Origin of the sequence: Pseudoalteromonas sp. 10-33 (assembly GCF_001469195.1) — a bacterium.
Taxonomy (GTDB): Bacteria; Pseudomonadota; Gammaproteobacteria; order Enterobacterales; family Alteromonadaceae; genus Pseudoalteromonas.
Map to the genome: position 1 here is coordinate 646,892 of NZ_LOFI01000001.1, position 25,462 is coordinate 672,353.

24 protein-coding genes are annotated in these 25,462 nt (G+C 41.2%); 22 read left to right on the forward strand and 2 right to left on the reverse strand.

Features of this window, described 5'->3' with window-relative positions:
- Positions 1 to 4: 4 nt before the first annotated feature.
- Positions 5 to 1,006: a UDP-N-acetylglucosamine 4,6-dehydratase (inverting) gene (pseB, locus tag ATS76_RS02985; protein ID WP_058550984.1), complete on the reverse strand. Its 1,002-nt coding sequence runs from the start codon at positions 1,004 to 1,006 to the stop codon at positions 5 to 7.
- 185 nt (positions 1,007 to 1,191) lie between these two features.
- On the opposite strand from pseB, the gene ATS76_RS02990 reads away from it, so the two are divergent.
- Positions 1,192 to 1,977: a flagellin N-terminal helical domain-containing protein gene (locus ATS76_RS02990; RefSeq protein WP_058550985.1), complete on the forward strand. Its 786-nt coding sequence runs from the start codon at positions 1,192 to 1,194 to the stop codon at positions 1,975 to 1,977.
- A 161-nt stretch (positions 1,978 to 2,138) separates the two neighbouring features.
- Positions 2,139 to 3,575 carry a sigma-54 dependent transcriptional regulator gene (locus ATS76_RS02995; RefSeq protein WP_058550986.1) on the forward strand — a complete coding sequence of 479 codons (1,437 nt, stop codon included), beginning with the start codon at positions 2,139 to 2,141 and terminating at the stop codon, positions 3,573 to 3,575.
- Positions 3,576 to 3,893: 318 nt separating this feature from the next.
- Here the strand turns inward: ATS76_RS02995 and ATS76_RS03000 are convergent, their stop codons facing one another.
- Positions 3,894 to 4,487: a DNA-3-methyladenine glycosylase I gene (locus ATS76_RS03000; protein WP_058550987.1), complete on the reverse strand. Its 594-nt coding sequence runs from the start codon at positions 4,485 to 4,487 to the stop codon at positions 3,894 to 3,896.
- A 131-nt stretch (positions 4,488 to 4,618) separates the two neighbouring features.
- On the opposite strand from ATS76_RS03000, the gene ATS76_RS03005 reads away from it, so the two are divergent.
- The 20 genes from ATS76_RS03005 to ATS76_RS03100 all read left to right on the forward strand — a co-directional run bounded on the left by ATS76_RS03005 (position 4,619) and on the right by ATS76_RS03100 (position 25,441).
- Positions 4,619 to 5,731 (forward strand): sensor histidine kinase, encoded by a 1,113-nt coding sequence (locus ATS76_RS03005; protein WP_058551055.1) that lies wholly within the window; start codon positions 4,619 to 4,621, stop codon positions 5,729 to 5,731.
- Positions 5,728 to 7,194, forward strand: a complete 1,467-nt coding sequence (locus ATS76_RS03010) for a sigma-54-dependent transcriptional regulator (RefSeq protein WP_058550988.1) — start codon at positions 5,728 to 5,730, stop codon at positions 7,192 to 7,194. Before ATS76_RS03005 ends, ATS76_RS03010 begins: the two co-directional genes overlap by 4 nt.
- A gap of 158 nt (positions 7,195 to 7,352) precedes the next feature.
- A complete protein-coding gene (gene fliE, locus ATS76_RS03015; RefSeq protein WP_058403505.1) occupies positions 7,353 to 7,685 on the forward strand; it encodes a flagellar hook-basal body complex protein FliE in 333 nt (110 codons plus the stop codon).
- A 20-nt stretch (positions 7,686 to 7,705) separates the two neighbouring features.
- Positions 7,706 to 9,421 (forward strand): flagellar basal-body MS-ring/collar protein FliF, encoded by a 1,716-nt coding sequence (gene fliF / locus ATS76_RS03020; RefSeq protein WP_058550989.1) that lies wholly within the window; start codon positions 7,706 to 7,708, stop codon positions 9,419 to 9,421.
- Positions 9,414 to 10,454 carry a flagellar motor switch protein FliG gene (gene fliG / locus ATS76_RS03025; protein WP_058403503.1) on the forward strand — a complete coding sequence of 347 codons (1,041 nt, stop codon included), beginning with the start codon at positions 9,414 to 9,416 and terminating at the stop codon, positions 10,452 to 10,454. The genes fliF and fliG overlap by 8 nt, the downstream gene beginning before the upstream one ends.
- A gap of 3 nt (positions 10,455 to 10,457) precedes the next feature.
- Positions 10,458 to 11,264, forward strand: a complete 807-nt coding sequence (gene fliH, locus ATS76_RS03030) for a flagellar assembly protein FliH (RefSeq protein ID WP_058550990.1) — start codon at positions 10,458 to 10,460, stop codon at positions 11,262 to 11,264.
- A gap of 18 nt (positions 11,265 to 11,282) precedes the next feature.
- A complete protein-coding gene (gene fliI / locus ATS76_RS03035; protein ID WP_058403501.1) occupies positions 11,283 to 12,617 on the forward strand; it encodes a flagellar protein export ATPase FliI in 1,335 nt (444 codons plus the stop codon).
- Positions 12,617 to 13,063 carry a flagellar export protein FliJ gene (gene fliJ / locus ATS76_RS03040; protein ID WP_058403500.1) on the forward strand — a complete coding sequence of 149 codons (447 nt, stop codon included), beginning with the start codon at positions 12,617 to 12,619 and terminating at the stop codon, positions 13,061 to 13,063. Before fliI ends, fliJ begins: the two co-directional genes overlap by 1 nt.
- A gap of 95 nt (positions 13,064 to 13,158) precedes the next feature.
- Positions 13,159 to 15,447 carry a flagellar hook-length control protein FliK gene (locus ATS76_RS03045; RefSeq protein WP_058551056.1) on the forward strand — a complete coding sequence of 763 codons (2,289 nt, stop codon included), beginning with the start codon at positions 13,159 to 13,161 and terminating at the stop codon, positions 15,445 to 15,447.
- Positions 15,448 to 15,504: 57 nt separating this feature from the next.
- A complete protein-coding gene (gene fliL / locus ATS76_RS03050; RefSeq protein WP_058550991.1) occupies positions 15,505 to 16,032 on the forward strand; it encodes a flagellar basal body-associated protein FliL in 528 nt (175 codons plus the stop codon).
- A 9-nt stretch (positions 16,033 to 16,041) separates the two neighbouring features.
- Entirely contained in the window at positions 16,042 to 17,133 is a 1,092-nt protein-coding gene (fliM, locus tag ATS76_RS03055) for a flagellar motor switch protein FliM (RefSeq protein ID WP_010555915.1), read from the forward strand.
- 20 nt (positions 17,134 to 17,153) lie between these two features.
- A complete protein-coding gene (fliN, locus tag ATS76_RS03060) occupies positions 17,154 to 17,552 on the forward strand; it encodes a flagellar motor switch protein FliN (RefSeq protein WP_006792745.1) in 399 nt (132 codons plus the stop codon).
- Positions 17,549 to 17,932: a flagellar biosynthetic protein FliO gene (gene fliO / locus ATS76_RS03065; RefSeq protein ID WP_006792746.1), complete on the forward strand. Its 384-nt coding sequence runs from the start codon at positions 17,549 to 17,551 to the stop codon at positions 17,930 to 17,932. Before fliN ends, fliO begins: the two co-directional genes overlap by 4 nt.
- Before the next feature lie 4 nt (positions 17,933 to 17,936).
- Positions 17,937 to 18,677, forward strand: a complete 741-nt coding sequence (gene fliP / locus ATS76_RS03070) for a flagellar type III secretion system pore protein FliP (RefSeq protein WP_058550992.1) — start codon at positions 17,937 to 17,939, stop codon at positions 18,675 to 18,677.
- Between the two features lie 40 nt (positions 18,678 to 18,717).
- On the forward strand, positions 18,718 to 18,987 hold the full coding sequence (locus ATS76_RS03075; protein WP_006792748.1) for a flagellar biosynthetic protein FliQ: 270 nt from the start codon (positions 18,718 to 18,720) through the stop codon (positions 18,985 to 18,987).
- A 3-nt stretch (positions 18,988 to 18,990) separates the two neighbouring features.
- A complete protein-coding gene (fliR, locus tag ATS76_RS03080; RefSeq protein ID WP_006792749.1) occupies positions 18,991 to 19,770 on the forward strand; it encodes a flagellar biosynthetic protein FliR in 780 nt (259 codons plus the stop codon).
- Positions 19,771 to 19,779: 9 nt separating this feature from the next.
- A complete protein-coding gene (flhB, locus tag ATS76_RS03085; protein ID WP_010555918.1) occupies positions 19,780 to 20,910 on the forward strand; it encodes a flagellar biosynthesis protein FlhB in 1,131 nt (376 codons plus the stop codon).
- A gap of 73 nt (positions 20,911 to 20,983) precedes the next feature.
- Positions 20,984 to 23,092 (forward strand): flagellar biosynthesis protein FlhA, encoded by a 2,109-nt coding sequence (flhA, locus tag ATS76_RS03090; protein ID WP_058550993.1) that lies wholly within the window; start codon positions 20,984 to 20,986, stop codon positions 23,090 to 23,092.
- A 20-nt stretch (positions 23,093 to 23,112) separates the two neighbouring features.
- Positions 23,113 to 24,588: a flagellar biosynthesis protein FlhF gene (flhF, locus tag ATS76_RS03095; RefSeq protein ID WP_058550994.1), complete on the forward strand. Its 1,476-nt coding sequence runs from the start codon at positions 23,113 to 23,115 to the stop codon at positions 24,586 to 24,588.
- On the forward strand, positions 24,581 to 25,441 hold the full coding sequence (locus ATS76_RS03100; protein WP_006792753.1) for a MinD/ParA family ATP-binding protein: 861 nt from the start codon (positions 24,581 to 24,583) through the stop codon (positions 25,439 to 25,441). The genes flhF and ATS76_RS03100 overlap by 8 nt, the downstream gene beginning before the upstream one ends.
- The last annotated feature ends 21 nt before the right edge of the window (positions 25,442 to 25,462 follow it).

The window sequence follows — 25,462 nt, forward strand, 5'->3', positions numbered from 1 at the left end:
AGCTTTAACTTAATGCCTGGGTGTTAAATTCTCTAATCTCATCAATCGTCATGTAATGCGAATTATGAAGAGAGTTATATTCAAATCCTTGCTCTACCTTTTTACCCTTCTCACCAATCGCGTTAACGGTAAAGTCATTACTGCGACTACTGAACTTAATACCAGGCGCAATTACAAAGTGATCATTATATTCATAGGTTTCAAAACACAAGTCTGCAGGGCACATTACTTCATGAAGTTTTTCACCAGGGCGAATGCCAATTATTTTTAGTGGTAAGTCAGGAGCCATCGCTTTGGCAAGATCGGTAATACGGATTGAAGGAATTTTAGGAACGAAAATTTCACCGCCTAACATACGTTCAAAGTTAGTTAGTACAAAATCGACGCCTTGTTGAAGGTTTATCCAAAAACGAGTCATTTCATCGTGTGTGATTGGAATATGGTCGCGCCCCTCATCAATAAACTTTTGAAAAACAGGCACAACAGAGCCGCGAGAGCAAACCACATTACCGTAGCGTACAACAGAAAAGGTAGTGCGGTTGCCACCTGCAATATTATTAGCGGCTACAAAAAGTTTATCTGATGCCAATTTAGTGGCACCATACAAATTAATCGGGTTTGCAGCCTTATCAGTAGACAGCGCAATTACTTTTTCGACATCGTTATCAAGAGCTGCATCAATCACGTTTTCAGCGCCATTAATATTTGTTTTAATACATTCCATCGGGTTGTATTCAGCTGCCGGAACCTGCTTCAAAGCAGCTGCGTGAATAACATAGTTTACACCGCGCATGGCACGTATTAATCTGTCTTTATCTCTTACATCGCCAATAAAATAACGCATACAAGGTTGGTCAAACTCTTGTTGCATTTCAAATTGCTTAAGTTCATCGCGTGAAAAAATAATGATCTTTTTTGGATTGTAACGCTCAAGTAGCGTTTTGACGTATTTTTTCCCGAATGAACCGGTACCACCGGTGATTAAAATTGTTTTGTTATCGAACATAGTGCTACCCAAATTATTTATTATTGGCGTTATATGACACGCAAACGTGATTTTTTAATACGCATCTCAATACTTTAACCACTAAGCAAGCAAAGTGCCAAGTTAATTTAGTCTAACCATGGTACAAAGCACAAAATTTCGCAAATTAAGCTATAATTTAATCAGTCAGCACCACGGAGGCCGTTATGAAAATTCAATCACCATCAGCTAACTTTTTAAACCAAACTCAGCAAACAAATAACAAACTTGCAGAGCAACTAGCAACCGGTAAAAAAGTAAATAGTGCAGCAGATGATGCCGCAGCGTTACAAATTATTGATAGGCTTACTTCACAGCAAAATGGTTTTAGCCAAGCTGTAAGTAATGCGTATGACGGAATTTCATATACCCAAGTAAGCGAAGCTAACTTGAGTGGTGTAAATGATGCTGTCACGCGCATTCAAGAGTTATCTGTTCAAGCGGGTAATGGTGCACTGACTGATAATGATCGTGCTGCGCTACAAGAAGAAGTCGTGCAGCTGCAAAGTCAAATTAACGACACGTTCGAAAACGCTAATTTTGCAGGGAAACCGTTGTTTAATGGTGAGCCTGTATCATTTCAGGTAGGCTCTGATGCAAATATCAGTCAAACACTAAACCAATCTGATGGAAGTCTTGCCCCGACGCTATCTACTATAGATATCTCAACTCAGGCTGGAGCACAAGCAGCTATCGATATAACCAAGCAAGCAAATGATGAAATAAATGCGCAACGCGCTGAGTTAGGTGCATTTCAAAATACGTTGGCAAGTACAATTAAAGGATTAGGGGTGCAGCAAGAAAATATTGCAGCTAGTCAAAGCCGAATTCAAGATACCGATTATGCGCAGGCAATTTCGCAACAAGTGTCTAATGACATTTTAGCGCAATCATCAGTTGCACTTCGTGGGCAGGCTAATCAATCTGCTGAGTCTATTTTAGGTTTACTTTAAATATTAATACTTAATAGTTAATTCTTAAGTATTATTGATCTTACTAGTGCGTCTGTTTTTTGGCGTTTATGTCAAAAAACTGCCGCTATCACTTGCATCCGTGCTTAACTGGCTTACAATTTAGCTAATTATATTAAATAGTGAAGCACGGCTCGCTAACTATGATCCTGATTTTAGATAATAATAACAATCGCTCTATTGGGTTAAACGCATCACTTGGTTTTATAGGTGAGGTTACTCATCGTTTAGATGAAGACAACTTTGAACAAGAGTGTGCAAAATATAAGCATCACGAGTGCATGGTCATTTTAGGTGCTTTACAGTCACTCGATCACGAAAGCTTAATTAAGCGCTACCCAACACTTCCATTTTTACTAATTGGTGAAACGTTAAGACCGTTACTTAGCATTGCTAATGTAGTTGGGCTTATTTGCGAGCCATTTAATCACGAAGTTACCACACAGTTACTTCATGATTGCCAGCAGTATCATCGTATGTTGCCGGGGGAGCACAAAAATAGTCAGCCGCATAAGTCTTTTGATGGCCTTGTTGGTGAAACACAAGCAGTTAAAGAGGTCCGCTTTTTAATTGAGCAAGTTGCAAAAACAGATGCAAACGTTTTAATTTTAGGTGAGTCAGGTACAGGTAAAGAAGTGGTTGCGCGTAACGTGCATTTGCTATCTAAGCGAAGTACAGGACCCTTTGTACCAGTAAACTGTGGGGCCATTCCGGCAGAGTTACTAGAAAGTGAGCTTTTTGGTCATGAAAAAGGGGCGTTTACAGGGGCTATCTCTGCTCGTAAAGGTCGTTTTGAGTTAGCGCAAGGCGGTACGCTGTTTTTAGATGAAATTGGTGATATGCCGCTACAAATGCAGGTTAAACTTTTACGCGTATTACAAGAACGAAGCTATGAGCGTGTAGGTGGTACTAAAGCAATTCAAGCCGATGTGCGTGTTATTGCTGCGACTCACCGTAACCTTGAAACCATGATTGAAGCCGGCAGCTTTCGTGAAGATTTGTATTATCGGCTAAATGTATTCCCTATAGAGAACCCGTCGTTAAGTGAGCGTGCTGATGACATCCCGTTATTACTTAAAGAGTTAATGCGTCGCGTAAACGAGCAGACGGGAACTACAGCTAAGTTTACTGAGCGCGCAATTGAAAGCTTAAAAGAGCATGCGTGGCCGGGTAATATTCGTGAGCTTGCGAATTTAGTTGAGCGCATGGTCATAATGTTCCCCGAAAAGGTAGTAGACATACCTGATCTACCGAATAAATATCGATATATTGAAGTAGATGCTTATGAGCCTGAGTACCCTGAAGAACTAATGGAGAAAGATGCGTTTAACGATATATTCAGTACTGGCTTTAGTGACTATGAAAACGAACCCGAAGCAGAGTTTAATAGTAACGCGGGTGGCTTACTTCCAGATGATGGCATTGAGCTTAAAGAGTATCTAGCTGAGCTTGAAATAAGCCTAATAACGCAGGCACTAGAACGATACGACTATGTGGTGGCCCGTGCCGCAGAAATACTGGGCGTGAGACGAACAACACTGGTCGAAAAAATGAAAAAGTATAATCTTTCACGAGATTAAGGTTTAAAAGCAGCTGTCAGTGTTTAGTTATAAATTGGCCAAACACATTAGATAATTAACCCCTCGTTTTGTAAGTGCGGTTTTATACCGCGCTTTACTTAAAAATATTAGCAAGAGCGCGAAGTAAGTTCGCACCTACACGGTTTTTACTTTTGTTGTAGACGCTAGGTTTGCTCGCGTGAAAAGCCTAGCTATTAATCATTTAAATAAAACGTTATTTCACGAAGAGAAAAACGAAGGTAAATGAGAAACCATAGTTAACTTACGCTTTACTTCTTTAAAGCGCAGCGTCTCTTAACCTCTTTGTGAACTGATCACTTACTCACTAAAAGCCTTAATAATTTCTTTTTTTCTGAAGCAATCATTACTATGGTCGTTAACCATACCGCAAGCCTGCATATAGGCATATACTGTTGTAGGCCCTAAAAATTTAAAACCTCGCTTTTTTAAATCTTTTGCAAAAGCTGTTGATACCTCAGTGATTGCGGGGTAGTCCTCAGCGTTATTTAAATTACTTACAATCGGTTTATTATCGACAAACTTCCATTGATAGTTACTAAAGCTACCAAATTCTTTTTGTATTTCTATAAAGCGCTTTGCGTTGTTAACAGTTGCCGCAATTTTTAATCTGTTGCGAACGATTGTTTTATCAAGCATGAGTCGCTCTACATCATCAGCTGTAAACAAGGCCACTTTGTTTACATTAAAGTTAGCAAATGCGTTTTTATAACCGCTGCGCTTTTTTAAAATTGTGTACCAACTTAAGCCCGCCTGAGCTGACTCAAGGGTTATAAATTCAAACAGTGTTTGGTCATCGTAAACAGGCACACCCCATTCTAAATCATGGTACAAAACATAATCGGGCTTAGTGGTGTCTAGCCACGGACAGCGGCACTTTTTTTGCTCACTCATGTGTGATCCTTTTTATTCGCGTCATTTTTATGTCGCGTTATTATTATTGTAAGATTATGAAAATATTGCAATTTAATTTTGGTACGTATTGTGCATTAAGCCTTGTATCTATACAAATTCGAGACTTGATTATGGCCCTTGCGAGCGTGCTAAAACCACAATTTATTTCTGCAAATCAGTATAACCCATGTTTACTTCAAGAGGAGTACATAGGTGAATTAAGCGATCTGCGTCAGCAAGCAAGTTGGCTTTCTCATTTAGTTGATACTATGCCTGCAGGTGTTGTTGTGCTTGATGGTAAAGGAATGATTGCAAAGGCCAATCAAATAGCGATTGATATGTTGGGTGAGCCTTTAGAGGGCGAGAAGTGGTTTAGTGTTATTCAGCGCTCTTTTAGACCGCATCAGGACGATGGCCACGAAGTATCACTAAAAGATGGACGGTTAATAAAGCTTGATATAACAGCGTTAGCTCCCGAGCCGGGCCAACTTATTTTAATGACCGATTTAAGTGAAACTCGCCGTTTGCAAAAGCGTGTTGCCCATATGCAGCGCCTCAGTGCGTTGGGTAAAATGGTGGCGTCTCTTGCGCATCAGGTACGCACGCCGCTTTCAGCGGCCATGCTCTATGCTGCTAATTTAGGCTCTAAGCGCTTACCAGAGGCATCTCGTGATAATTTTCAAACCAAGTTAATGTCACGTTTAAAAGATTTAGAAACTCAAGTAAACGATATGCTACTTTTTGCCAAAAGCGGCGATCAGCAAGTTGTTGAGCAAGTGTCTATGCAGCAATTACTCAGCGAAGTAAAGGCGGGCGCTGATGCGATGGTGACACTAAACGATAGCCACTTAGCTGTCAGTCTCCCAGAACCAGATATTCAAATAACAGGTAATAAATCAGCCATAGCCAGTGCAATTCAAAACTTAATTCATAACAGTATCCAGATCACTGGTGCTGGCGCAGAAGTGCATTTAAGTGCCGTTACCGATGAGCTAGATTCAGACTATGTGCGCATTAGCGTTGCTGATAACGGGCCCGGTGTTGATTTAAGCCAAAGCGATAAAATATTTGAACCGTTTTATACCACTAAAAGTCAAGGTACGGGATTAGGGCTTGCTGTTGTGAGTTCAGTTGCAAACGCACATCAAGGACGTGTTGAAGTGACTAATAATATAGGCGGTGGAGCATGTTTTAGTTTGCTTTTACCTATTCGCACCGCATCTAAATTAGAGGAATCATTATGAGTAACACTATTTTAGTTGTAGAAGATGATGCAGGGCTTCGTGAAGCTTTAATTGATACACTCGAAATGTCGGGGATTGAATGCATTGCGGCTAATTGTGCAGAGCAAGCCATGCTTTTGCTTAAAAAAGAGCAATTTTCGCTGGTGGTGAGTGATGTACAAATGGGGACTATGAGTGGTCTAGATTTACTACGAAGTATTAAGCTTAACCACCCTGAGTTACCTGTTTTAATGATGACGGCGTACGCCACCATAGATGACGCGGTTGAAGCCATGCGCTTAGGTGCGATTGATTACATGGCAAAGCCGTTTGCACCTGAAGTTTTGCTCAACATGGTAAGCCGCTACTTACCTGAAAAAGCAAAAGAGACAGATGGTCCAATTGTTGCCGACCCAAGTAGTATTCAGTTATTAGAATTAGCAAGCAGAGTAGCACGTTCTGATGCAAGTGTTATGGTGCTTGGTCCTAGTGGTTCTGGTAAAGAAGTCTTAGCTCGTTACATACATGATAAATCGAATCGATGCGATGAGCCGTTTGTTGCAATTAACTGTGCAGCAATTCCTGAAAACATGTTAGAAGCAACTTTATTTGGGTATGAGAAAGGCGCGTTTACAGGTGCAATTCAAGCATGCCCGGGTAAGTTTGAGCAAGCGCAAGGCGGAACCATCTTGCTCGACGAAATAACTGAAATGGATCTCGGACTACAAGCTAAATTATTACGCGTTTTGCAAGAGCGCGAAGTGGAGCGCTTAGGTGGACGCAAGACAATTCAGTTAGATGTACGCATACTTGCAACAAGTAACCGTGACCTAAAAGAAGCGGTAAGCGAAAATCAATTTAGAGAAGATTTATATTACAGACTTAACGTGTTTCCGTTAATGTGGCGACCGCTCAATCAGCGCCCAGGGGATATTATTGTATTGGCTAAACATTTAATTGAACGCCATTTAAGCAAAAGCAAAGAGCCTATGGCTTACCTCGATAGTGGCGCAGAGAAAAAATTACTTGCTCACTCTTGGCCAGGTAATGTGCGTGAGCTTGATAACGTTATACAACGTGCGCTTATACTTAGGACTGGTAATACTATTAATGAGCATGCTATTTTTATTGAAAACATAGCCGCAACAGATTTTGTAATGACGCCTACATCTATTAGCACACAAAGTGCTAATCAGTCTCAGGCGAACACTGCTGATAAAAGTATTGAGCATGGCCCTACTAGCTCTGCTTATTATGATGAAAAGTCATCATTAGTAGAGCCGCCAAAACAAGACTTATTAGCTGTTGATACGGGCAGTTATAAAGATGAACTCAAAGATAAAGAACACCGTATCATTTTAGAAACGTTAGCAAGGTGCCAAGGTAAACGAAAAGATGTTGCTGAAACCCTCGGTATTAGCCCTCGTACTCTACGTTATAAACTAGCGCAAATGCGCGACTTAGGTATTTCACTTCCTGCGTAGCCTCACATTTAGCCCTTGATTCAGGTATTGAATTTAAGGGCTGTCAAAACTCTGACTCACAAAATTAAAATTTAAGTTATTGAAAAGTAACGCTTATTATTTGGCATGGTTTGTGCTTTATCTATGTTAAGAGTTAACTGCATTGTCAGAGAAAAATTATGAAAATTCAAAATAGCGCTGTATTTCAAGAAATGCAATCAATGGCTTTAGAGGCTGGTCGTAGTAATCAAGTTGAACGACTGCCAGTAAAAACACAAGCCTCATCAACGGCTCAATTTGGCGACATGCTGTCAGATGCAATTAATACTGTGCACGGCTTACAGCAAGATGCTAAGCAAAAAGTGGTTGCAGTAGAGACCGGCGACAGAAGCGTCTCTTTGGCTGAAGCGATGATTGCATCTCAAAAATCGTCAGTGGCATTTGAAGCGACAGTACAAGTTCGTAATAAACTTGTTGAAGCTTACAAAGAAATCATGAACATGCCTGTTTAACTAGGTAGTGGAGAATTATTGTGGCGCAATCTAATCAATCAACCGACCTTGCACTTGCTACTGGTGATATTGACCAAAGCGATAGCGACGATCAACAAGAACAAAAATCTGGCTATTTAAGTTCGTTAAACGGTGTTGATTTATTGCGCCAAGTAACGCTTGTTATTGCTTTAGGCATTTGTTTAGCAATTGCTATATTCATCATTATTTGGGCTCGCCAGCCAGATATGCGCCCGCTTGGTAAAATGCAAACAGAAGAGCTAATACAAACGCTCGACTTTTTAGATGCACAAAAAATTGAATATCAAGTTGATGGTAATGTGGTACTTGTCCCTGAAACCGAATATCAAAACATTAAGTTGTTAATGACTCGTGAAGGGTTAGAGCAAGGGCCTACATCGGGTTCAGATATCATCATGCAAGACATGGGCTTTGGTGTAAGTCAACGCTTAGAGCGCGAACGCTTAAAGCATGGTCGTGAGCAACAACTCGCACGTACAATTGAAGAGCTTAACAACATTACTCGCGCACGTGTATTACTTGCCATCCCAAAAGAAAATGTATTTGCGCGCAGAGAGAAAAAACCTTCAGCAACCGTTGTACTGACTCTTAAGCGAGGGCGTTCACTTGACAGCGAAGAAGTAGACTCTGTTGTTGATATGGTTGCATCGGCTGTTCAAGGTTTAGAGCCAGCTCGTGTAACGGTAACGGATCAAAATGGTCGCTTATTAAATTCTGGCTCACAAACATCGCTTGCTGCACGTTCGCGCAAAGAGTACGACATAGAGCGTAAGCGTGAACAAGAGTATCTTGAAAAAATTGATAGCATTCTAATTCCCGTCGTAGGGCTTGCAAACTACACTGCACAGGTTGATTTAAGCATGGATTTTAGTGCCATTGAAGAAACGCAAAAGCGCTACAATCCAGATCTGCCTGCAGTAAGAAGCGAAACAACGTTTGAAGAAAATAATATAGGCGGTTTAGCGGTAGGTATACCTGGTGCGTTGACGAATCAGCCTCCAGTAAACTCAAACATTCCTGAAGTAGCTGGCCAAGGTGGAGCTGGTAGTGCAACTTCACCATCAAGAACGCATAAAGAAGCTACGCGTAACTATGAGCTAGATACAACTATTTCACATAAGCGTCAGCAAACAGGTGTAATACGTAGAATAAGCGTGTCGGTGGCTGTTGATTACACTCCAAAAGTAGGTGAAAACGGTGAAACAACCATGACACCGCGCTCAGTGGAAGAACTGTCAAATATACGCCGTTTATTACAAGGTGGTGTTGGTTTTGATATGCAACGTGGTGATGCACTTGAAGTGGTAACGGTTCCGTTTGTGCGTGAAGCAACTGATTTTGACATTAGTGTGCCGCTTTGGGAACAAGACTGGTTTATGAAAATAATCCGCTTAGTACTGGGTGCCCTCGTTATTATTGTACTGATAATGGCGGTAGTTAAACCGATGCTTAAACGCTTAATTTACCCAGACGATACACTTGAAGAGTATGACGAAGATGCCTTAAGTGCTGGTGTAGATATTGGCGATAGCACGTTAGATATGCTAAACAAAGACTTTGATTCTGCTTCAATTGGTTTCTCAAGCGATGGTACACTTCAGTTACCAGACCTACATGGCGACGAAGACTTACTAAAAGCAATTCGTGCCCTTGTAGCCAATGAACCAGAACTCTCATCACAAGTAGTGAAAGCGTGGTTAACAGAAGATGACTGATCAAGAACAAAAACAATTACCGCCAGCGTTTGATGTTGATAAGCTCGATGGCGTAGATAAAGCCGCAATATTACTGTTGAGCTTATCAGAAGAAGATGCAGCGCAAATCCTAAAACACCTAGAGCCTAAGCAGGTGCAAAAAGTGGGTATGGCAATGGCGGCGTTAGATGACCTTTCGCAGGCTAAGATTAGTGCAGTTCATAATTTGTTTATTGAACAGATTCAAAGCTTTAGCACTATCGGGTTTCAGTCAGAAGACTTTATTAAAAAGGCGCTTACCGCTGCATTGGGTGAAGATAAAGCCGCTAGCCTTATTGATCAAATTGTTATGGGATCGGGTGCTAAAGGCCTTGATTCGCTTAAGTGGATGGACTCTAAGCAAGTGGCAAACATTATTCGTAATGAGCACCCGCAAATACAAACTATTGTGTTGTCTTATTTAGAGCCTGAGCAGTCTGCAGAGATTATCGCGCAGTTCCCTGAAAAAGTTCGCCTTGATTTGACCATGCGTATAGCCAACCTTGAAGAAGTTCAACCAGCTGCACTACAAGAACTTAATGAAATAATGGAAAAACAATTTGCCGGTCAAGCGGGTGCACAAGCTGCGAAAATGGGTGGCTTAAAAGCAGCGGCAGACATCATGAACTACTTAGATACAAATGTTGAAGGCCAGTTAATGGATTCTATTCGTGAACATGACGAAGAGATGTCTCAGCAAATTCAAGATCTAATGTTTGTATTTGAAAACTTAATGGATGTGGATGACCGTGGTATTCAAGCTATATTACGAGAAGTACAGCAAGATGTATTAATGAAAGCAATCAAAGGTGCTGACGACGGTCTGAAAGATAAGATACTTGGTAATATGTCTAAACGTGCCGCGGATATGCTTGCCGATGATCTAGAGGCTATGGCGCCTGTGCGTATTAGTGAAGTTGAAGCTGCCCAAAAAGAAATTCTATCAACGGCACGTCGTTTATCTGATTCCGGTGAGATTCAGTTAGGCGGTGGCGGTGGCGAGGAGTTCTTGTAAACCATGAGTAAACTCAAAGGGCGTCCACTTCGAGCTGAAGAAGCCGATGAATTATTAAAAAACTGGGCTATCCCAGATGTAGCACCTAACGAAAAAAGCTTTGGTAACCGCTCAACAGCCTATGGTACGCCCCTTAGTGAGCTTTATAAAAAAGAGCTTGCCGAAGAAATGCCCGCTGATGAACCACAAGAACCGGAACTGCCTAAGCTTACTATGGTTGAGCTTGAACGCATTAGGCAAGATGCTTACGAAGAAGGTCTTAAGCAAGGCCATGAACAAGGCTACATTGACGGCTTTGAAAAAGGCGTTAGTGAGGGAAAAGAGGCCGGTTACAAAGAAGGGTTAGAGCTTGGAAAAACTCAAGGGCAAGAAGATATTAAACCGATTGTTGAAGAGCAGCTAATTAGCTTAAAAAGCATTTTAGAGGCGCTTAATTCACCGCTAAAAAAGGTGGACGAACAAGCCGAATTGCAGCTTGTTCAATTGGCTAGCATGCTTGCTGAGGCTGTGATTTACCAAGAAGTACAAACATCGCCAGATGTTATTTTACATACATTAAAACACAGTATTGATTCGTTGAATGCGCAGCAAGAAACAGTGAAAATTCACCTAAACCCGACCGACCTCGATATAATCAAAGAAAGCTATGGCGAACAAACTATTGCACAAAACAACTGGCAATTGGTTCCCGAACCCACGCTTGATAGAGGTGGATGTGAGGTGAAAACCGCGCAATCCTCTCTTGATATGACTCTAAAAACACGTGTCAAAGAAACGTTGGATAGCTTTTTGCATAGTAGCAATATCTAAGTATTTTTTAGGCGTACTATGTCTGCTCAAAGTGCTTCTTTAAGCGAACGCTTATCGCAATATCAACAAAATATTAAGCCCCATACACCTGCTGTAGCGGGGATATTAACGCGTGTAGTTGGCCTTACTCTAGAGGCTAAGGGCTTACGAGCGCCTGTTGGTAGTCAATGTAAAATAGAAACCATGAATGGTTTTGTTGACGCCGAAATCGTTGGCTTTAACGATCAAACCTTATATTTAATGCCCAACGATCATATTTCTGGTGTGCTACCTGGTGCGCGTGTTATTCCTCAAATAAATAATTTGGGTTTACCTGTAGGCATGAGCTTATTAGGGCGTGTTGTTGATGGGTTAGGCAGACCACTCGACGGTTTAGGCAAAATTAATGCTGAGCATTACTTAAAGTTTGCCCAAAATACAATAAACCCATTAGCAAGACGGCCCATCAGCCAACCCATGGATGTAGGTGTACGTGCTATAAACTCAGTGATCACCGTAGGCCAAGGTCAACGAATGGGATTGTTCGCAGGCTCTGGTGTAGGTAAATCTGTATTATTAGGCATGATGACACGGGGCAGTGAAGCCGATGTCATTGTAGTGGGTTTGGTAGGTGAGCGTGGCCGTGAGGTAAAAGAGTTTATTGAGGAAATACTTGGTGTAGAAGGACGTAAACGTTCGGTTGTTGTTGCTGCACCGGCTGATTCATCGCCGTTAATGCGACTAAAAGGCTGTGAAAGCGCAGTTACTATTGCTGAGTATTTTAGAGACCAAGGCTTAAATGTATTACTGTTACTCGATTCAGTAACACGTTATGCCATGGCTCAGCGAGAAATTGCTTTAGCAGTTGGAGAGCCACCCGCTACAAAAGGTTATCCACCCTCGGTTTTTGCAAAGTTACCCGCCTTGGTTGAGCGAGCGGGCAATGGGGGAGAAGGGCAAGGTGCAATTACGGCCTTTTTTACTGTATTGAGTGAAGGTGACGATATGCAAGACCCAATAGCTGATGCCGCTCGCGCCATACTCGACGGTCATATTGTACTTTCTCGTGAGTTGGCCGATAGCGGACATTACCCCGCAATAGATATCGAAAAATCAATATCTCGAGTTATGCCTCAAGTAGTTTCTGAACCTCATATGCAGCAAGCGCGAGTGCTCAAGCAGGTGTATTCGATGTACCAACAAAATAAAGACATGATCACGTTAGGTGCGTATCAAAAGGGAACCGATCCTATGCTCGATCAAGCAATAAACATGATGCCTAGGGTTAACGGTTTTTTACAGCAAGGTATGCGTGATGTAATAAGTTATGACGATGGGCTACAAGGTCTTGCTCAATTATTAGGCCAAGGATAATGGCTAAAAGTAAATTCGAATTATTACTAAAGCTTGAAAGCGAAAAAGAAGAAAACTTGCGTATGAGTTACCTGCAAGCAAATCAAAACTTGCTCGCAAATCAGCAAAAACTTCAAGGCTTAAATGACTTTCGACTTGAGTACTCCCAGCAATTACATTTAAAAGGGCAGTCGGGTTTATCAAGTGCAGGTTTTGGGCAGTATCATGCGTTTATTGCAAAAATTGAAGAAGCTATTCGCCAACAAGCAAGTACGGTTAATACAGCAAAGCAAGTTGTTTCACAGCGAAAAACGCTGTGGCTAAAACAACAAATAAAAGCGAAAGCGGTTGCTAAGTTGATTGAGAATCAAAAAGTGAAAGCTGCAGCTATAGTTGCTAAAAACGAACAGAAAATGTTAGACGAGTTTACATCTAATCAATTTTTTCAGCGTCGAAAACTTTCTTAAGTTAGGCACGTTTATTGCTTTATTAATGGGTGGTATTTAATTTTGGGCAATGTGCGGTGACATGTTGCCGTAACCGTATTAGGTGATTTATGGCGATGAATGATATGTCTGTTTCAATTGCGGCTGATAAAGAGTCTTTTTTAGCATTTAAAGACAGTGGCTTAGCTACTTCCGGTGATGAATCAGGTGCGGAGTTTTTTACTCAGCTACTAGATGCGCACAATGCATTTGAGCCTATAAAAAAAGAGTTTGAACAGACTCAGGCTGACGGGCAGTTTGCTGCTTCATCAGCTTCAGATGTTGAAAAAAGCTCAGTGAGCCACATTGATGACAAAAATGCTGCCAAATTAGATGCAGAGTCTGGCAATGACATTTTCGAACAAATTAATTCATCCCAATCAATAAATACTGAAGTCACAAAAACAAGCGAAAATGCGAAAGATACAAACCTAACAGATACATCTACAAAAAAAACACCGCTCGTTATTGCTGATTTAAACGAAAAGCTGCCTGTTAAAGATTATGTTGCTGTGCCAGCAAAAGATTTACCTGTTAAAGATGAAGCTGGTAAAATAATTAGACCCCATTCGCCAATTGCGGACAGCAGTAAAAGTGGTATGGCAAATTTAGTCGATGATGCTGATATTAGTAGCTCGTTAAATTCAGAAAAACAAAATAAAACGTCTATTGCACAGGCAGTTGAAACACAGCTAAATATAAAATCGGATACAGTTAAACATACTGCAGAAACGCAAAGTATAAATCAGGGAACTGATGCAAAAGACGGCGGGGCAGAGGCTAACAAAGGTACTTTTGCGGATAAAATAACCGCTTCACAAAGCTCAGCACTTTCTGACGCGAGTATCAATTCTGATAACACTGTTTTAAAAACGGATGTTGATAAAATTGCGACTACCCAAAGCACGCCAGAGAACAGTAATAAAATTAATGCCAATACTGTAGCTCAAAATGCTGTAGCTCAAAATACAGTTTCGGAACCAGCAGAAAATACGTCAAAAGCAATTTCAGCTAACTCAAGTATCACTGAAACCGAAAAAGCAGACGCGATAGATGCGCTAACGGTTAAAGATGCAAATGCAACAAAAACAGATAAGGTATTAGCAAGTTTATCGCCTGAACAACTATCAAAATTAAATGATCAGATTAAAGCAGATTCACTCTCTTCATCAAATAGCGTTGAAAAATTGACGGCTTTAAAGCAAATGCTCACTCAATTTATAACGGATAACGAACAGACACAAAGCACTGAAGTTAAGTCGTCGCCTAGCGGGCAATTTAATACACTTTCTGGGACTGAAAAGCAGGGTCTGCTGACTCAATTAAATACTTTTATTAAAACCGAGCATCCAAAAGGTGAACAGTTAGCGACTATTAAGCAAGCGATAGGTGAGCTAAAAGTCTCGATTGCGGCAGATGCTAGTCAATCGTCAGATACTAAATTTACAATATCTCAAAAAGCTGTAAATGATTCACAGAAACTGCCGCAAGCAAATGAATTGCAAATAGACAAAGCGGTTACCTTAGCGGTAAAAAGTGAAGAGACAACAAAGCCAGTTACTTTTATAGCTTCACAAACACCAAATACGGTGAATAAGCCACAAAAAGTGAGTGTGAAATCAGGTTCTGAAAGTAGCGCAGATCCAACTAAATTAGCCGCACAGCCTACTAGTGATGAAGAGCTAACAAAAGCGCTTGACCAACTGCAAAAAGAGGGGCTAAAAAATACCACAGCTGAGCAGTCACCGGCTAAAGTTACGCAGTTGTTTAACACCATAACTAATGCATTAAATACAACTCAAACCAGTACCCAAAGCTACTATGATTCGATTGATTATGAAATGGGGGTATTGGATCAACAGGTTACGCAAAATCAGCAGTTACAAAGCACAGCACAGACAAAGCAGGTGAGTATTGATCCTGGTATGATGCAGGCGATTAACATAGTTAAAAGTGACGCGGCCAAATTGTTACAAGAGCGCGTTAGTTCAATGTTAAGCATTAATAACAAAGAGGCTGAAATTCGTCTTGACCCACCTGAAATGGGCAGCATGCAAATACGCGTTCGTAGCGATGCAGAACAAGCACAAATTAACTTTGTAGTACAGACCCAGCAGGCTAAAGAGGCACTTGAACAATCTATGCCTCGTTTGCGCGAAATGCTAGCACAGCAAGGTTTGGAGCTGGGTGAGAGCACTATTTCATATGGCCAGTCAGGTGGCGAAAATGCTGAGCAAAATGAATCGGGTTCGGGGGAACAATTGGCCCAAAATGGAGTAGTAAATAGTGAAAGTGATGAGCCAGCAAATAGCCCAGAACAAACTTCTGCGCTACAAACATCATCATCAATAGATTACTATGCCTAACTACTGCTATTATAATAACTAAAACAAGCAAATACCTTTGCGATATAAGGAATGATGATGGCTGAAGAAACAAGTTTAGAAATAGAAGAAGCGCCTAAAAGTAAAAAAAAGCTGATAATTATTATTGCAGCAGCATTGCTAATTGTAGGTGGTGCTGCGGGTTTCTTCTTAATGTCGGGCTCGGATGAGCCAGTTGAGACGTTAGATGAAGAAACAACTCTTTCAGAAGAAGCGCCAGAGGCTTCTGGTTCATCTGCAGAGATAGGCAGTGCTCTTTACGTTGCGATGCCTAGACCATTTGTATTTAACGTACCGGGCTCTAGCAGAGATAGAATTGTACAAATTAAAGTGCAGCTTTTGGTTCGTGGCGAAGTTAATGAAGAAACCGCTAAAAAGCATATCCCGCTTATCGAAGGTAAGTTACTCAGCGTATTTTCAACGACTACTGCAGATGAGTTAAGTACCAGTGCAGGCAAAGAAACACTGCGTTTTTCTGCACTGGAGACAGTGCAAACCGCCTTAAATGACGTTGAAGGCAGTAAAGTAATTGAGCGGGTATTGTTTACCGGCTTTGTAATGCAATAAGGGGTTAGCGTGAGCGACTTATTATCCCAAGACGAAATTGATGCGCTATTACACGGTGTTGATGACGTTGAAGAGGAAGATATAAACGATGGCGAAGATGGCGGGGGAAGTACGCTTCAGTACGATTTTTCTTCGCAAGATCGAATCGTACGTGGTCGCATGCCGACGCTGGAAATTGTTAATGAGCGCTTTGCTCGCCATATGCGAATTAGCCTATTTAATATGATGCGCCGTACAGCGGAAGTATCCATTAATGGCGTTCAAATGATAAAATTTGGTGAGTACGTACATACCTTGTTTGTACCAACCAGCTTAAATATGGTGCGTTTTAGACCGTTAAAAGGAACCGGTTTGATCACCATGGAAGCACGTTTAGTGTTTATTTTGGTGGATAACTTTTTTGGCGGTGATGGGCGCTACCACGCAAAAATTGAAGGCCGTGAATTTACCCCCACAGAGCGCCGAATTGTGCAAATGCTACTAAAAATAATCTTTGAAGATTATAAAGAGGCATGGGCACCGGTCATGGATGTGTCCTTTGAGTACCTCGATTCAGAAGTAAATCCTGCTATGGCTAATATTGTAAGCCCGACTGAAGTTGTGGTTATTAGCTCTTTTCATATTGAACTTGATGGCGGTGGCGGTGATTTTCACATTGCTTTGCCGTACTCAATGCTCGAACCAATAAGGGAACTTTTGGATGCAGGTGTTCAATCAGACACCGAAGATACCGACTTACGTTGGAGTAAAGCATTACGAGATGAAATAATGGATGTTGAAGTTGATATGTCGACTCAGCTTCTAGAGGTCGACTTAACACTTCAACAAATAATGGAGCTTAAAGCAGGTGATATCATTCCTGTTGAAATGCCAGAGCATATTACTGTATTTGTAGAAGAGCTGCCCACATTCAGAGCTAAAATGGGTCGTTCTCGTGATAATGTCGCCCTACAAATTAGTGAAAAAATTAAACGACCTGATTCAGTTAAATCTGAGCTGCATGTATTTACTAAAGGCGGCAAGAAAATTGACTCAGATGCAGAGTTAGCAGAATTAGAAGAAGATTTACACCTTTCAGACGGTGTAGACTTAGACTGGTAATTGATTAAAAGGTTAAACGTATGAGCGATGATCAAGATACAATGGACGAATGGGCAGCCGCACTTGCTGAGGCTGAAGGCGGCGATGATGCTGGCGAAGCGCAAGTTGCCGAACTTGATGAATTAAGTGATGAAAAAAGCGAAATAACGGGCGAAGAAAAGCGCAAGCTCGATACAATTTTAGACATCCCAGTGACAATATCGATGGAAGTTGGGCGCTCAAAAATTAATATTCGTAATTTACTACAACTTAACCAAGGTTCAGTAGTAGAGCTAGATCGTGTTGCTGGTGAGCCATTAGATGTATTGGTTAATGGTACCTTGATTGCCCATGGTGAAGTGGTTGTGGTAAATGACAAGTTTGGTATTCGTTTAACGGATGTTATCAGCCAAGTAGAGCGGATCAAAAAGCTACGATGAGTGCCTTTTTTGCGCTAACAGCGTCTGTATTTACAAAAACAGAGTCGGTTACACCTACGGGCGATTTAATTTCCATGGTGCTTTCGCTTATTGTGGTGCTAGTGCTCATTGTTGTTCTGGCTATTTTTGTAAAAAAGCTTAATCCTAATTTGGCAAACAGTGATGAATTTAAAGTGGTTCGAAGTCTTCCCTTAGGCTCCCGCGAACGCTTAATGGTGGTAGAGATTGATAATGCGCAGCATTTATTAGGCGTCACGCCGCACAGCATTAACTACCTTCATAAATTAGAATCACCACTGAGTGAAAAAGAAATTCCAGAACTTGCTAAACAATTTAGCAAACTGTTAAATCCCAAATCAAAACAAAATAAAAAGAACTGAACCTATGATTAAGTGGCTGCTAATTATTTTCGCCATTATGTTTGTTCCAAGCGCAAGCGCTGAAGGTATCGATGCGCTTACCATTACAACAAACGCAGATGGCACACAAGATTACTCAGTGACGTTGCAAGTTTTAGCCATTATGACGGCGCTGAGCTTTATACCAGCCGCCATTATAATGATGACGTCTTTTACACGAATTATTGTTGTGTTGGCTATACTCCGCCAGGCAATTGGTTTGCAGCAAACGCCATCAAATCAGGTACTGTTGGGCATGTCTTTATTTTTAAGTATTTTTATCATGGCGCCTATTTACCAAAAGGTAAATGACGTAGCCATAGAGCCTTATTTGAGTGAGCAAGTGACTTCAGTTCAAGCATTGGAGCTCGCAAAAGAGCCAATGAAAGCATTTATGCTCTCGCAGGTTCGTTTAAAAGACTTAGAAACATTTGCTAAGATAGCAGGTTACGACAAGCTAGAATCACCTGAAGAGACCCCGTTAATTGTACTTATACCCGCATTTGTAACAAGCGAATTACAAACTGCATTTATTATCGGGTTTATGTTTTTTATACCTTTTTTAATTGTTGACCTGGTTGTTGCATCTGTACTCATGGCTATGGGTATGATGATGCTCTCCCCCATGATTGTCTCCTTACCCTTTAAAATAATGCTGTTTGTACTTGTAGACGGTTGGAGCTTAGTAATGGGAACTCTAGCAAAAAGCTTTGGTTTAGGCACATAGTATGTATTGTTTGAATGTAACTAAAAGATAGGATTACAGCATGGAACCGGAAATTTTTGTTGATATTCTTAGCGATGCACTGTTTTTAGTTATTAAATTAGTATCAGCTATTGTTGTTCCAGGTTTAATTATTGGCCTAGTGGTTGCGGTGTTTCAAGCGGCTACGTCTATCAATGAGCAAACGTTGAGTTTTTTGCCTCGCTTATTGATCACTATTAGCGCGTTAATTGTTGGTGGCCACTGGTTCACTCAGGAGCTAATGGATTTTTTTACTCGGTTAGTGCTGCTTATCCCCGAAATTGCAGGTTAACAAGTGGAGTACCCGTTTTCAGTTGTCATTCAATGGTTGAGCGATTTTTTACTCCCTTTAGTACGAATTAGCTCCATGATTATGATAATGGCGGGTCTTGGCGCTAAAAATGTGCCAACACGTATAAAGCTGGGTTTATCAGTCGTCGTGACTCTGTTGGTTGTTCCTGTGCTTCCTCCTGCTACATTCACTAACCTGTTTTCGTTCGAAATGATTTTAGTAGTGATACAGCAAATGCTTATTGGAATCGCGATTGGCTTTGCCTCTACCTTACTCCTCAATACCTTTGTATTGGCAGGTCAAATACTTGCTATGCAAACCGGTTTGGGTTTTGCTTCTGTTATTGATCCCTCAAATGGGGCTAGCGTTCCGGCGGTTGGCCAGTTTTTTCTTATTTTAGCAACACTATTATTTTTTGTATTTAATGGCCATTTAATGATGATACAAATGGTTGTGCATAGTTTTGAAGTGCTGCCAATTGATGGTAATTGGTGGTCGGTAGACCACTATTGGGATATTGTAACTTGGGGCGGCTGGATGTTTACAACAGCTTTAGTGCTCTCACTTGCACCATTGACAGCAATGCTGGTTATTAATATTTCATTTGGCATTATGACACGTGCGGCGCCGCAGCTAAATATTTTTGCGATTGGTTTTCCATTCACGCTTGTAGCAGGGCTTGTCATTATTTGGGCAACATTAGGCAACTTTATTCTGCAGTTTGAATTTCAGTGGCTTAAAATGATCGAACTCATGTGTACCTTAGTTGGTTGCTCGCCTTAGGAGTGCGTTATGGCTGAAGATTCAGGTCAAGAAAAAACAGAAGAACCCACAGGGAAAAAAATAGAAGAGTCTAAAAAGAAAGGGCAGGTTGCTCGTTCTAAAGAACTAGGTACTATGTTTGTACTTATTTTTTCAGCTATTTCACTGTTAATGTACGGCCCTGAAATTGGTAAGGGTTTATACAATATTATGGGCAGAATGCTTAGCCTTAATCGAAATGAAACCTACGACACTACTAAAATGTTTGCGGTTTGGTCTAGTGTGGCTGATGCGCTTATTTTTCCTATGGCTATGTTTGTATTCATTATTTTGTTTGCAGGCATTATAGGCAACACTTTATTGGGTGGCTTTAATTTTAGTTGGCAAGCAGCCGCTCCCAAAGCAAGCAAAATGTCTCCGTTTAAAGGCTTTAAACGTATGTTTGGTCCGCAAGCAGCGGTAGAGCTCACTAAAGCTATTTTAAAGTTCTTAGTCGTTGCAAGCTTTGCTTTTTTTCTAATTAATACTTTTTTCGACGAAATTTTACACTTAAGCATTGAGTCTGCGCCTAACAATATTATTCATGCGCTCGAAATACTTTCGTGGATGTTTTTGGCATTATCATGCACATTGGTAATTATTGCGGCAATTGATGCGCCGTATCAAAGTCATACTCACCATAAGCAGTTAAAAATGACACTGCAAGAGGTAAAAGACGAGTACAAAAACTCTGAAGGTGATCCTCAAATAAAAGCGCGTATTAGGCAAACTCAAAGGCAAATGTCTCAAAAAAGAATGATGCAAGACGTGCCTGATGCCGATGTTGTGGTTACTAACCCAACGCATTATTCTGTCGCGCTTAAATACGACACCGAGCGAGCAGGTGCTCCTATAGTGCTTGCAAAAGGCGTAGATGAACTTGCTATGCAAATACGAAAGGTGGCAAATGGTAACGATGTACCGATTGTTGAGTCGCCCATGCTTACGCGAGCGCTCTATCATACCGCAGAAGTAGGTGAACAAATTCCTGATCAACTCTTTACTGCCGTTGCACAGGTTTTAGCTTATGTTTTTCAGTTAAAACGTTTCAATAAAGGTCGCGGAAAACGCCCGACAAAGCTCAATAAAAAGCTCCCCATCCCAGATGCTTACAGGTATTAATATCACTCCTTTATTAACTTGGAATAGTTATTGCTAATTCTACGTAGTGTCAATTTTTTGAAATTGTAGAATTATGAGTTTTAAAGCGGTATTACAACAACTTAACGCAGATAAAAAAGAATATGCAAAAGGCGTAGGTACGCCTTTGCTTGTGCTTGCAGCTTTGGGAATGGTCATTTTACCGTTACCGCCATTTTTACTTGATATCCTCTTTTCATTCAATATTGCTTTGGCGTTGGTGGTACTACTCGTAACGGTTTACACCATGAAACCGGTTGAGTTTGGTATGTTTCCGGCCGTGTTACTTATCGCTACAATTATGCGTTTAGCACTTAACGTAGCAAGTACACGTGTTGTACTACTTGAAGGACATAATGGTGGAGATGCCGCGGGGAAAGTGATAGAAGCCTTCGGGTCTGTTGTTATTGGCGGGAACTATGCTGTTGGCCTAGTGGTATTTTTAATTCTTATCATTATTAACTTTGTTGTAATTACCAAAGGTGCAGGGCGTATTTCTGAAGTATCGGCACGTTTTACACTTGATGCAATGCCAGGTAAACAAATGGCAATTGACGCCGATTTAAACGCAGGATTCATTAGTGCAGAGCAAGCGCGTGATCGCCGCGAAGAGGTTACTCGCGAAGCCGATTTTTATGGTTCAATGGATGGTGCAAGTAAGTTTGTAAAAGGTGATGCTATTGCTGGTATTGTCATTTTAATTATCAACATTGTTGGTGGTTTATTTGTTGGCATGATCCAGCACGATTTAAGTTTTGGCCAAGCTATGGAAGTTTACACACTGCTTACGATTGGTGATGGCCTAGTAGCTCAGCTTCCCTCACTGTTGCTATCGATTGGTACAGCGATTGTAGTAACACGTCAAAACGAGTCACTCAATATGGGCGACCAGTTTAAGAAACAACTTGGCAACGAGAAGTCATTATTTATAGCTTCTGGTATCTTAATTACCATGGGCTTAGTACCGGGCATGCCTCATTTAGCATTTTTAAGCCTAGGCGCATTATTAGGTTATTTAGCTTATTACACTCAACAAAGTAAACTAAAAGTCGCTGCAGCAGAGGCTGAAGCTGCTGCAAATGGAGCTGCTGGTACGGGTGTTGCCAATAAACAAGAACAAAAAGAACTGGGGTGGGATGATGTTCAGCAAGTCGATGTAATTGGATTAGAGGTAGGGTACAGGTTAATTCCTTTGGTTGATCAATCTCAAGGCGGAGAACTACTAAATCGTATTAAGGGAGTACGTAAAAAGCTTTCTCAAGAGCTGGGCTTTTTAGTTCCACCAGTACACATTCGCGATAACTTAGAGCTTGACCCTAATGCATACAGAATTACGCTTATGGGGGTATCTACAGGTGAAGGTGAACTCAAGCATGGTGATGAACTGGCGATAAACCCTGGTCAAGTATTTGGGCCAATTAAAGGGGTTGAAACTAAAGACCCTGCTTTTGGACTTGATGCGGTATGGATAAAACCAGATCAAAAAGACGAAGCACAATCGCTAGGTTATACCGTGGTAGATTCAGCCACGGTTGTGGCTACACATATTAGCCAGTTACTCACAAACAGCGCAGCACTGCTATTAGGCCACGAGGAAGTACAGAACTTATTAGACATGTTAGGTAAAAGTCACCCTCGCTTAGTTGAAGGTTTAGTTCCTGACGTATTACCATTAACTGTGATTGTAAAAGTACTACAAAACTTACTTAATGAAGGGGTTGCAATTCGCGACATGCGTTCAATTGTACAAACGCTTGTTGAGTATGGCCCGCGTAGTCAAGACCCCGATGTATTAACGGCTGCAGTGCGTATTTCATTACGCCGATTAATAGTTCAAGATGCTGTAGGTATGTCGTCAGAAATCCCTGTCATAACCTTGGCGCCTGAGTTGGAACAGATGTTGCATCAGTCACTACAAAATGCAGGCGACGAAGGTGCCGGTATAGAACCAGGACTTGCAGAGCGACTTCAAGTGTCACTAAACGAAGCGCATCAAAACCAAGAAATGTCCGGTGAACCTTCAATATTGCTAACGTCGGGAATGTTACGCACTGTGTTATCTCGTTTTGTTAAGTACACCATCCCGGGTTTAAGGGTGATGTCTTATCAAGAGGTACCAGATGAAAGACAGATCAAGATAGTCAGCTCTGTAGGCCAACAATAAGATTTTAAAGGGGTTGAATCATGAAAATAAAACGTTTTTTTGCTAAAGATATGCGCACAGTACTTAAAGAAGTTAAAGAAGAATTAGGTGTTGATGCGGTTATTATGTCAAATAAAAAGCTAGCTAACGGTGTCGAAATTGTAGCAGCAGTTGATTATGACAAAGCAGCCCCTAAAAAAGAGCAACCGCAAAGTGCGCCAGCACAAAGTTTTGCAAAGTCACAGCCAGTGCATAATTTTGTAAAACCAGAGCCACTTCGCGCTAAGCCAGAGCCACAAGCGAAAGTAGCTGATAGTCTTCAAGCATTATTAGAGCGCCAAGCTCCACGTCCTCGCTCTGCAGAACTGGCTTCTATGTTTTCGCAATCAGGTATTGATACTACAGACAACTACCAAGAGCCAGTGCAAGAGCAGCGTCCTCGACCTATATTTACCAATGAACGTCAAGCTTCAGCTCGTCCGCAAACACAAGCAGACAGCCTTGGGTTTGATGACCTAGAAAGTGATTTTGATGACCTTGATACCCCAGTGACCAACCGTCAAGAAACTAAACATAATGAAAGTGAGCAAATTTCGTCAATGCGTGACGAAATGAATGCCATTCGTCAGTTGTTAGAGCATCAAGTATCAGGGCTTATGCAACAAGACATGGCAAGGCGCGACCCTACTCGTGCATGCATGATTGATCGTTTAGTTGGTATGGGTATAGATAAAGATGTTGCAGAGCAAATGGCGTGCTTTGTACCTGACGATGTGTCTCGTCAGCAGGGTTGGAAAGCACTTTTAACAATGGTTGAAGATCAGATGCAGACAACCAATAACGAAATTTTACGTCAAGGCGGCGTATACGCTTTGGTTGGCCCAACTGGGGTTGGTAAAACAACCACAGTTGCTAAATTAGCTGCACTTGGTGCACAAAAGTACGGTGCAGACAAAGTCGCTTTAATCACAACCGACACATACAGAATTGGTGCTTATGAGCAACTTGCTACGTATGGTCGAATTATAGGCTGTGGCGTTAAGCAAGTTAAAGATGCTAATGAATTAGCTGAAGTTTTATATCATTTACGAAATAAACGACTAGTATTAATTGATACTGCGGGTATGAGCCAACGCGACTTACGTTTAACTGAGCAGCTTAATACTCTTATGCGTAACCAGCGCGTTGATATTCGTAGTTATTTAGTGCTCAGTGCAACATCGCAAATACACGTGTTGCAAGAAACCGTTAGACACTTTAAGAAAGTGCAGTTAAGTGGTTGTATATTCACCAAATTAGACGAATCTTTAAGTTTAGGTGAGATTATTAGTATTGCGATTCAAAATCGCCTTCCAATAGGGTATCTTACTAACGGTCAACGAGTACCAGAAGATATTCGAGTTGCAAATGCTGAAAAACTAGTTAAAAAGGCTGAGCAACTCTATTTAAAAAGAGCAAAAGCACAACATTCAAGGCACCAAGCAGTGGCGCCAAGCACAGTAGGGATGTATGATTAACACAGTATTAGATCAAGCAAGTGGCCTGCGCAAAATGAGTCAAAACAATAACAACGGCGTAAAAGTTATCGCTGTCACTGGCGGTAAAGGTGGAGTAGGAAAAACAAATGTTTCTCTTAATACTGCAATTGCATTAGGCCAGCAAGGTAACAGAGTATTGGTTCTTGATGCCGATTTAGGCTTAGCAAACTGTGACGTTATGCTAGGACTGCGTGTTGAACGTAACTTATCACATGTTTTATCTGGTGAATGCGAACTCGATGAAATTCTAGTTGAAGGCCCCGCAGGTATTAAAATTGTACCCGCAACGTCGGGCTCTCAAAGTATGGTTGAATTGTCGCCTTCAGAGCATGCGGGACTCATCAGAGCTTTTAGCGAATTAAATACAGAATTTGATATTTTAATTGTAGATACCGCTGCAGGTATTTCTGACATGGTGCTGAGTTTTTCTCGCGCAGCACAAGATGTCATGGTTGTTGTATGCGACGAGCCCACATCAATAACAGATGCCTACGCGCTGATAAAAGTATTGAGCCGTGAGCATGGTGTATATAAATTTAAAATTGTTGCAAATATGGTCCGCAGCATGCGTGAAGGGCAAGAGTTATTTGCAAAACTTTCCAAAGTAACCGATCGTTTTTTAGATGTATCAATGGACTTGGTTGCAACGGTTCCCTACGACGAAAATATGCGTAAGGCAACACGCCGTCAAAAAGTTATTGTAGAACTTTTTCCAAATTCGCCTGCGGCACTGGCGTTTCAAGCGCTAGCAACAAAAGCAGTTAAATGGCCAATACCTAACCAACCATCGGGTCATCTGGAGTTTTTCATAGAGAAACTAGTAAACGGCTAATTATGACAACATTGGTGAATA

Coding starts and splice junctions, on each gene's coding strand:
- flhA (WP_058550993.1), top strand. CDS start 20,984: ATGAGTTTTAAAGCGGTATTACAACAACTTAACGCAGATAAAAAAGAA.
- ATS76_RS03005 (WP_058551055.1), top strand. CDS start 4,619: ATGGCCCTTGCGAGCGTGCTAAAACCACAATTTATTTCTGCAAATCAG.
- fliH (WP_058550990.1), top strand. CDS start 10,458: ATGAGTAAACTCAAAGGGCGTCCACTTCGAGCTGAAGAAGCCGATGAA.
- ATS76_RS03000 (WP_058550987.1), bottom strand. CDS start 4,487: ATGAGTGAGCAAAAAAAGTGCCGCTGTCCGTGGCTAGACACCACTAAG.
- flhB (WP_010555918.1), top strand. CDS start 19,780: ATGGCTGAAGATTCAGGTCAAGAAAAAACAGAAGAACCCACAGGGAAA.
- fliJ (WP_058403500.1), top strand. CDS start 12,617: ATGGCTAAAAGTAAATTCGAATTATTACTAAAGCTTGAAAGCGAAAAA.
- flhF (WP_058550994.1), top strand. CDS start 23,113: ATGAAAATAAAACGTTTTTTTGCTAAAGATATGCGCACAGTACTTAAA.
- fliG (WP_058403503.1), top strand. CDS start 9,414: ATGACTGATCAAGAACAAAAACAATTACCGCCAGCGTTTGATGTTGAT.
- ATS76_RS02990 (WP_058550985.1), top strand. CDS start 1,192: ATGAAAATTCAATCACCATCAGCTAACTTTTTAAACCAAACTCAGCAA.
- ATS76_RS03075 (WP_006792748.1), top strand. CDS start 18,718: ATGGAACCGGAAATTTTTGTTGATATTCTTAGCGATGCACTGTTTTTA.
- ATS76_RS03045 (WP_058551056.1), top strand. CDS start 13,159: ATGAATGATATGTCTGTTTCAATTGCGGCTGATAAAGAGTCTTTTTTA.
- fliE (WP_058403505.1), top strand. CDS start 7,353: ATGAAAATTCAAAATAGCGCTGTATTTCAAGAAATGCAATCAATGGCT.
- fliP (WP_058550992.1), top strand. CDS start 17,937: ATGATTAAGTGGCTGCTAATTATTTTCGCCATTATGTTTGTTCCAAGC.
- fliI (WP_058403501.1), top strand. CDS start 11,283: ATGTCTGCTCAAAGTGCTTCTTTAAGCGAACGCTTATCGCAATATCAA.
- fliN (WP_006792745.1), top strand. CDS start 17,154: ATGAGCGATGATCAAGATACAATGGACGAATGGGCAGCCGCACTTGCT.
- fliL (WP_058550991.1), top strand. CDS start 15,505: ATGGCTGAAGAAACAAGTTTAGAAATAGAAGAAGCGCCTAAAAGTAAA.
- ATS76_RS03010 (WP_058550988.1), top strand. CDS start 5,728: ATGAGTAACACTATTTTAGTTGTAGAAGATGATGCAGGGCTTCGTGAA.
- pseB (WP_058550984.1), bottom strand. CDS start 1,006: ATGTTCGATAACAAAACAATTTTAATCACCGGTGGTACCGGTTCATTC.
- fliO (WP_006792746.1), top strand. CDS start 17,549: ATGAGTGCCTTTTTTGCGCTAACAGCGTCTGTATTTACAAAAACAGAG.
- ATS76_RS02995 (WP_058550986.1), top strand. CDS start 2,139: ATGATCCTGATTTTAGATAATAATAACAATCGCTCTATTGGGTTAAAC.
- ATS76_RS03100 (WP_006792753.1), top strand. CDS start 24,581: ATGATTAACACAGTATTAGATCAAGCAAGTGGCCTGCGCAAAATGAGT.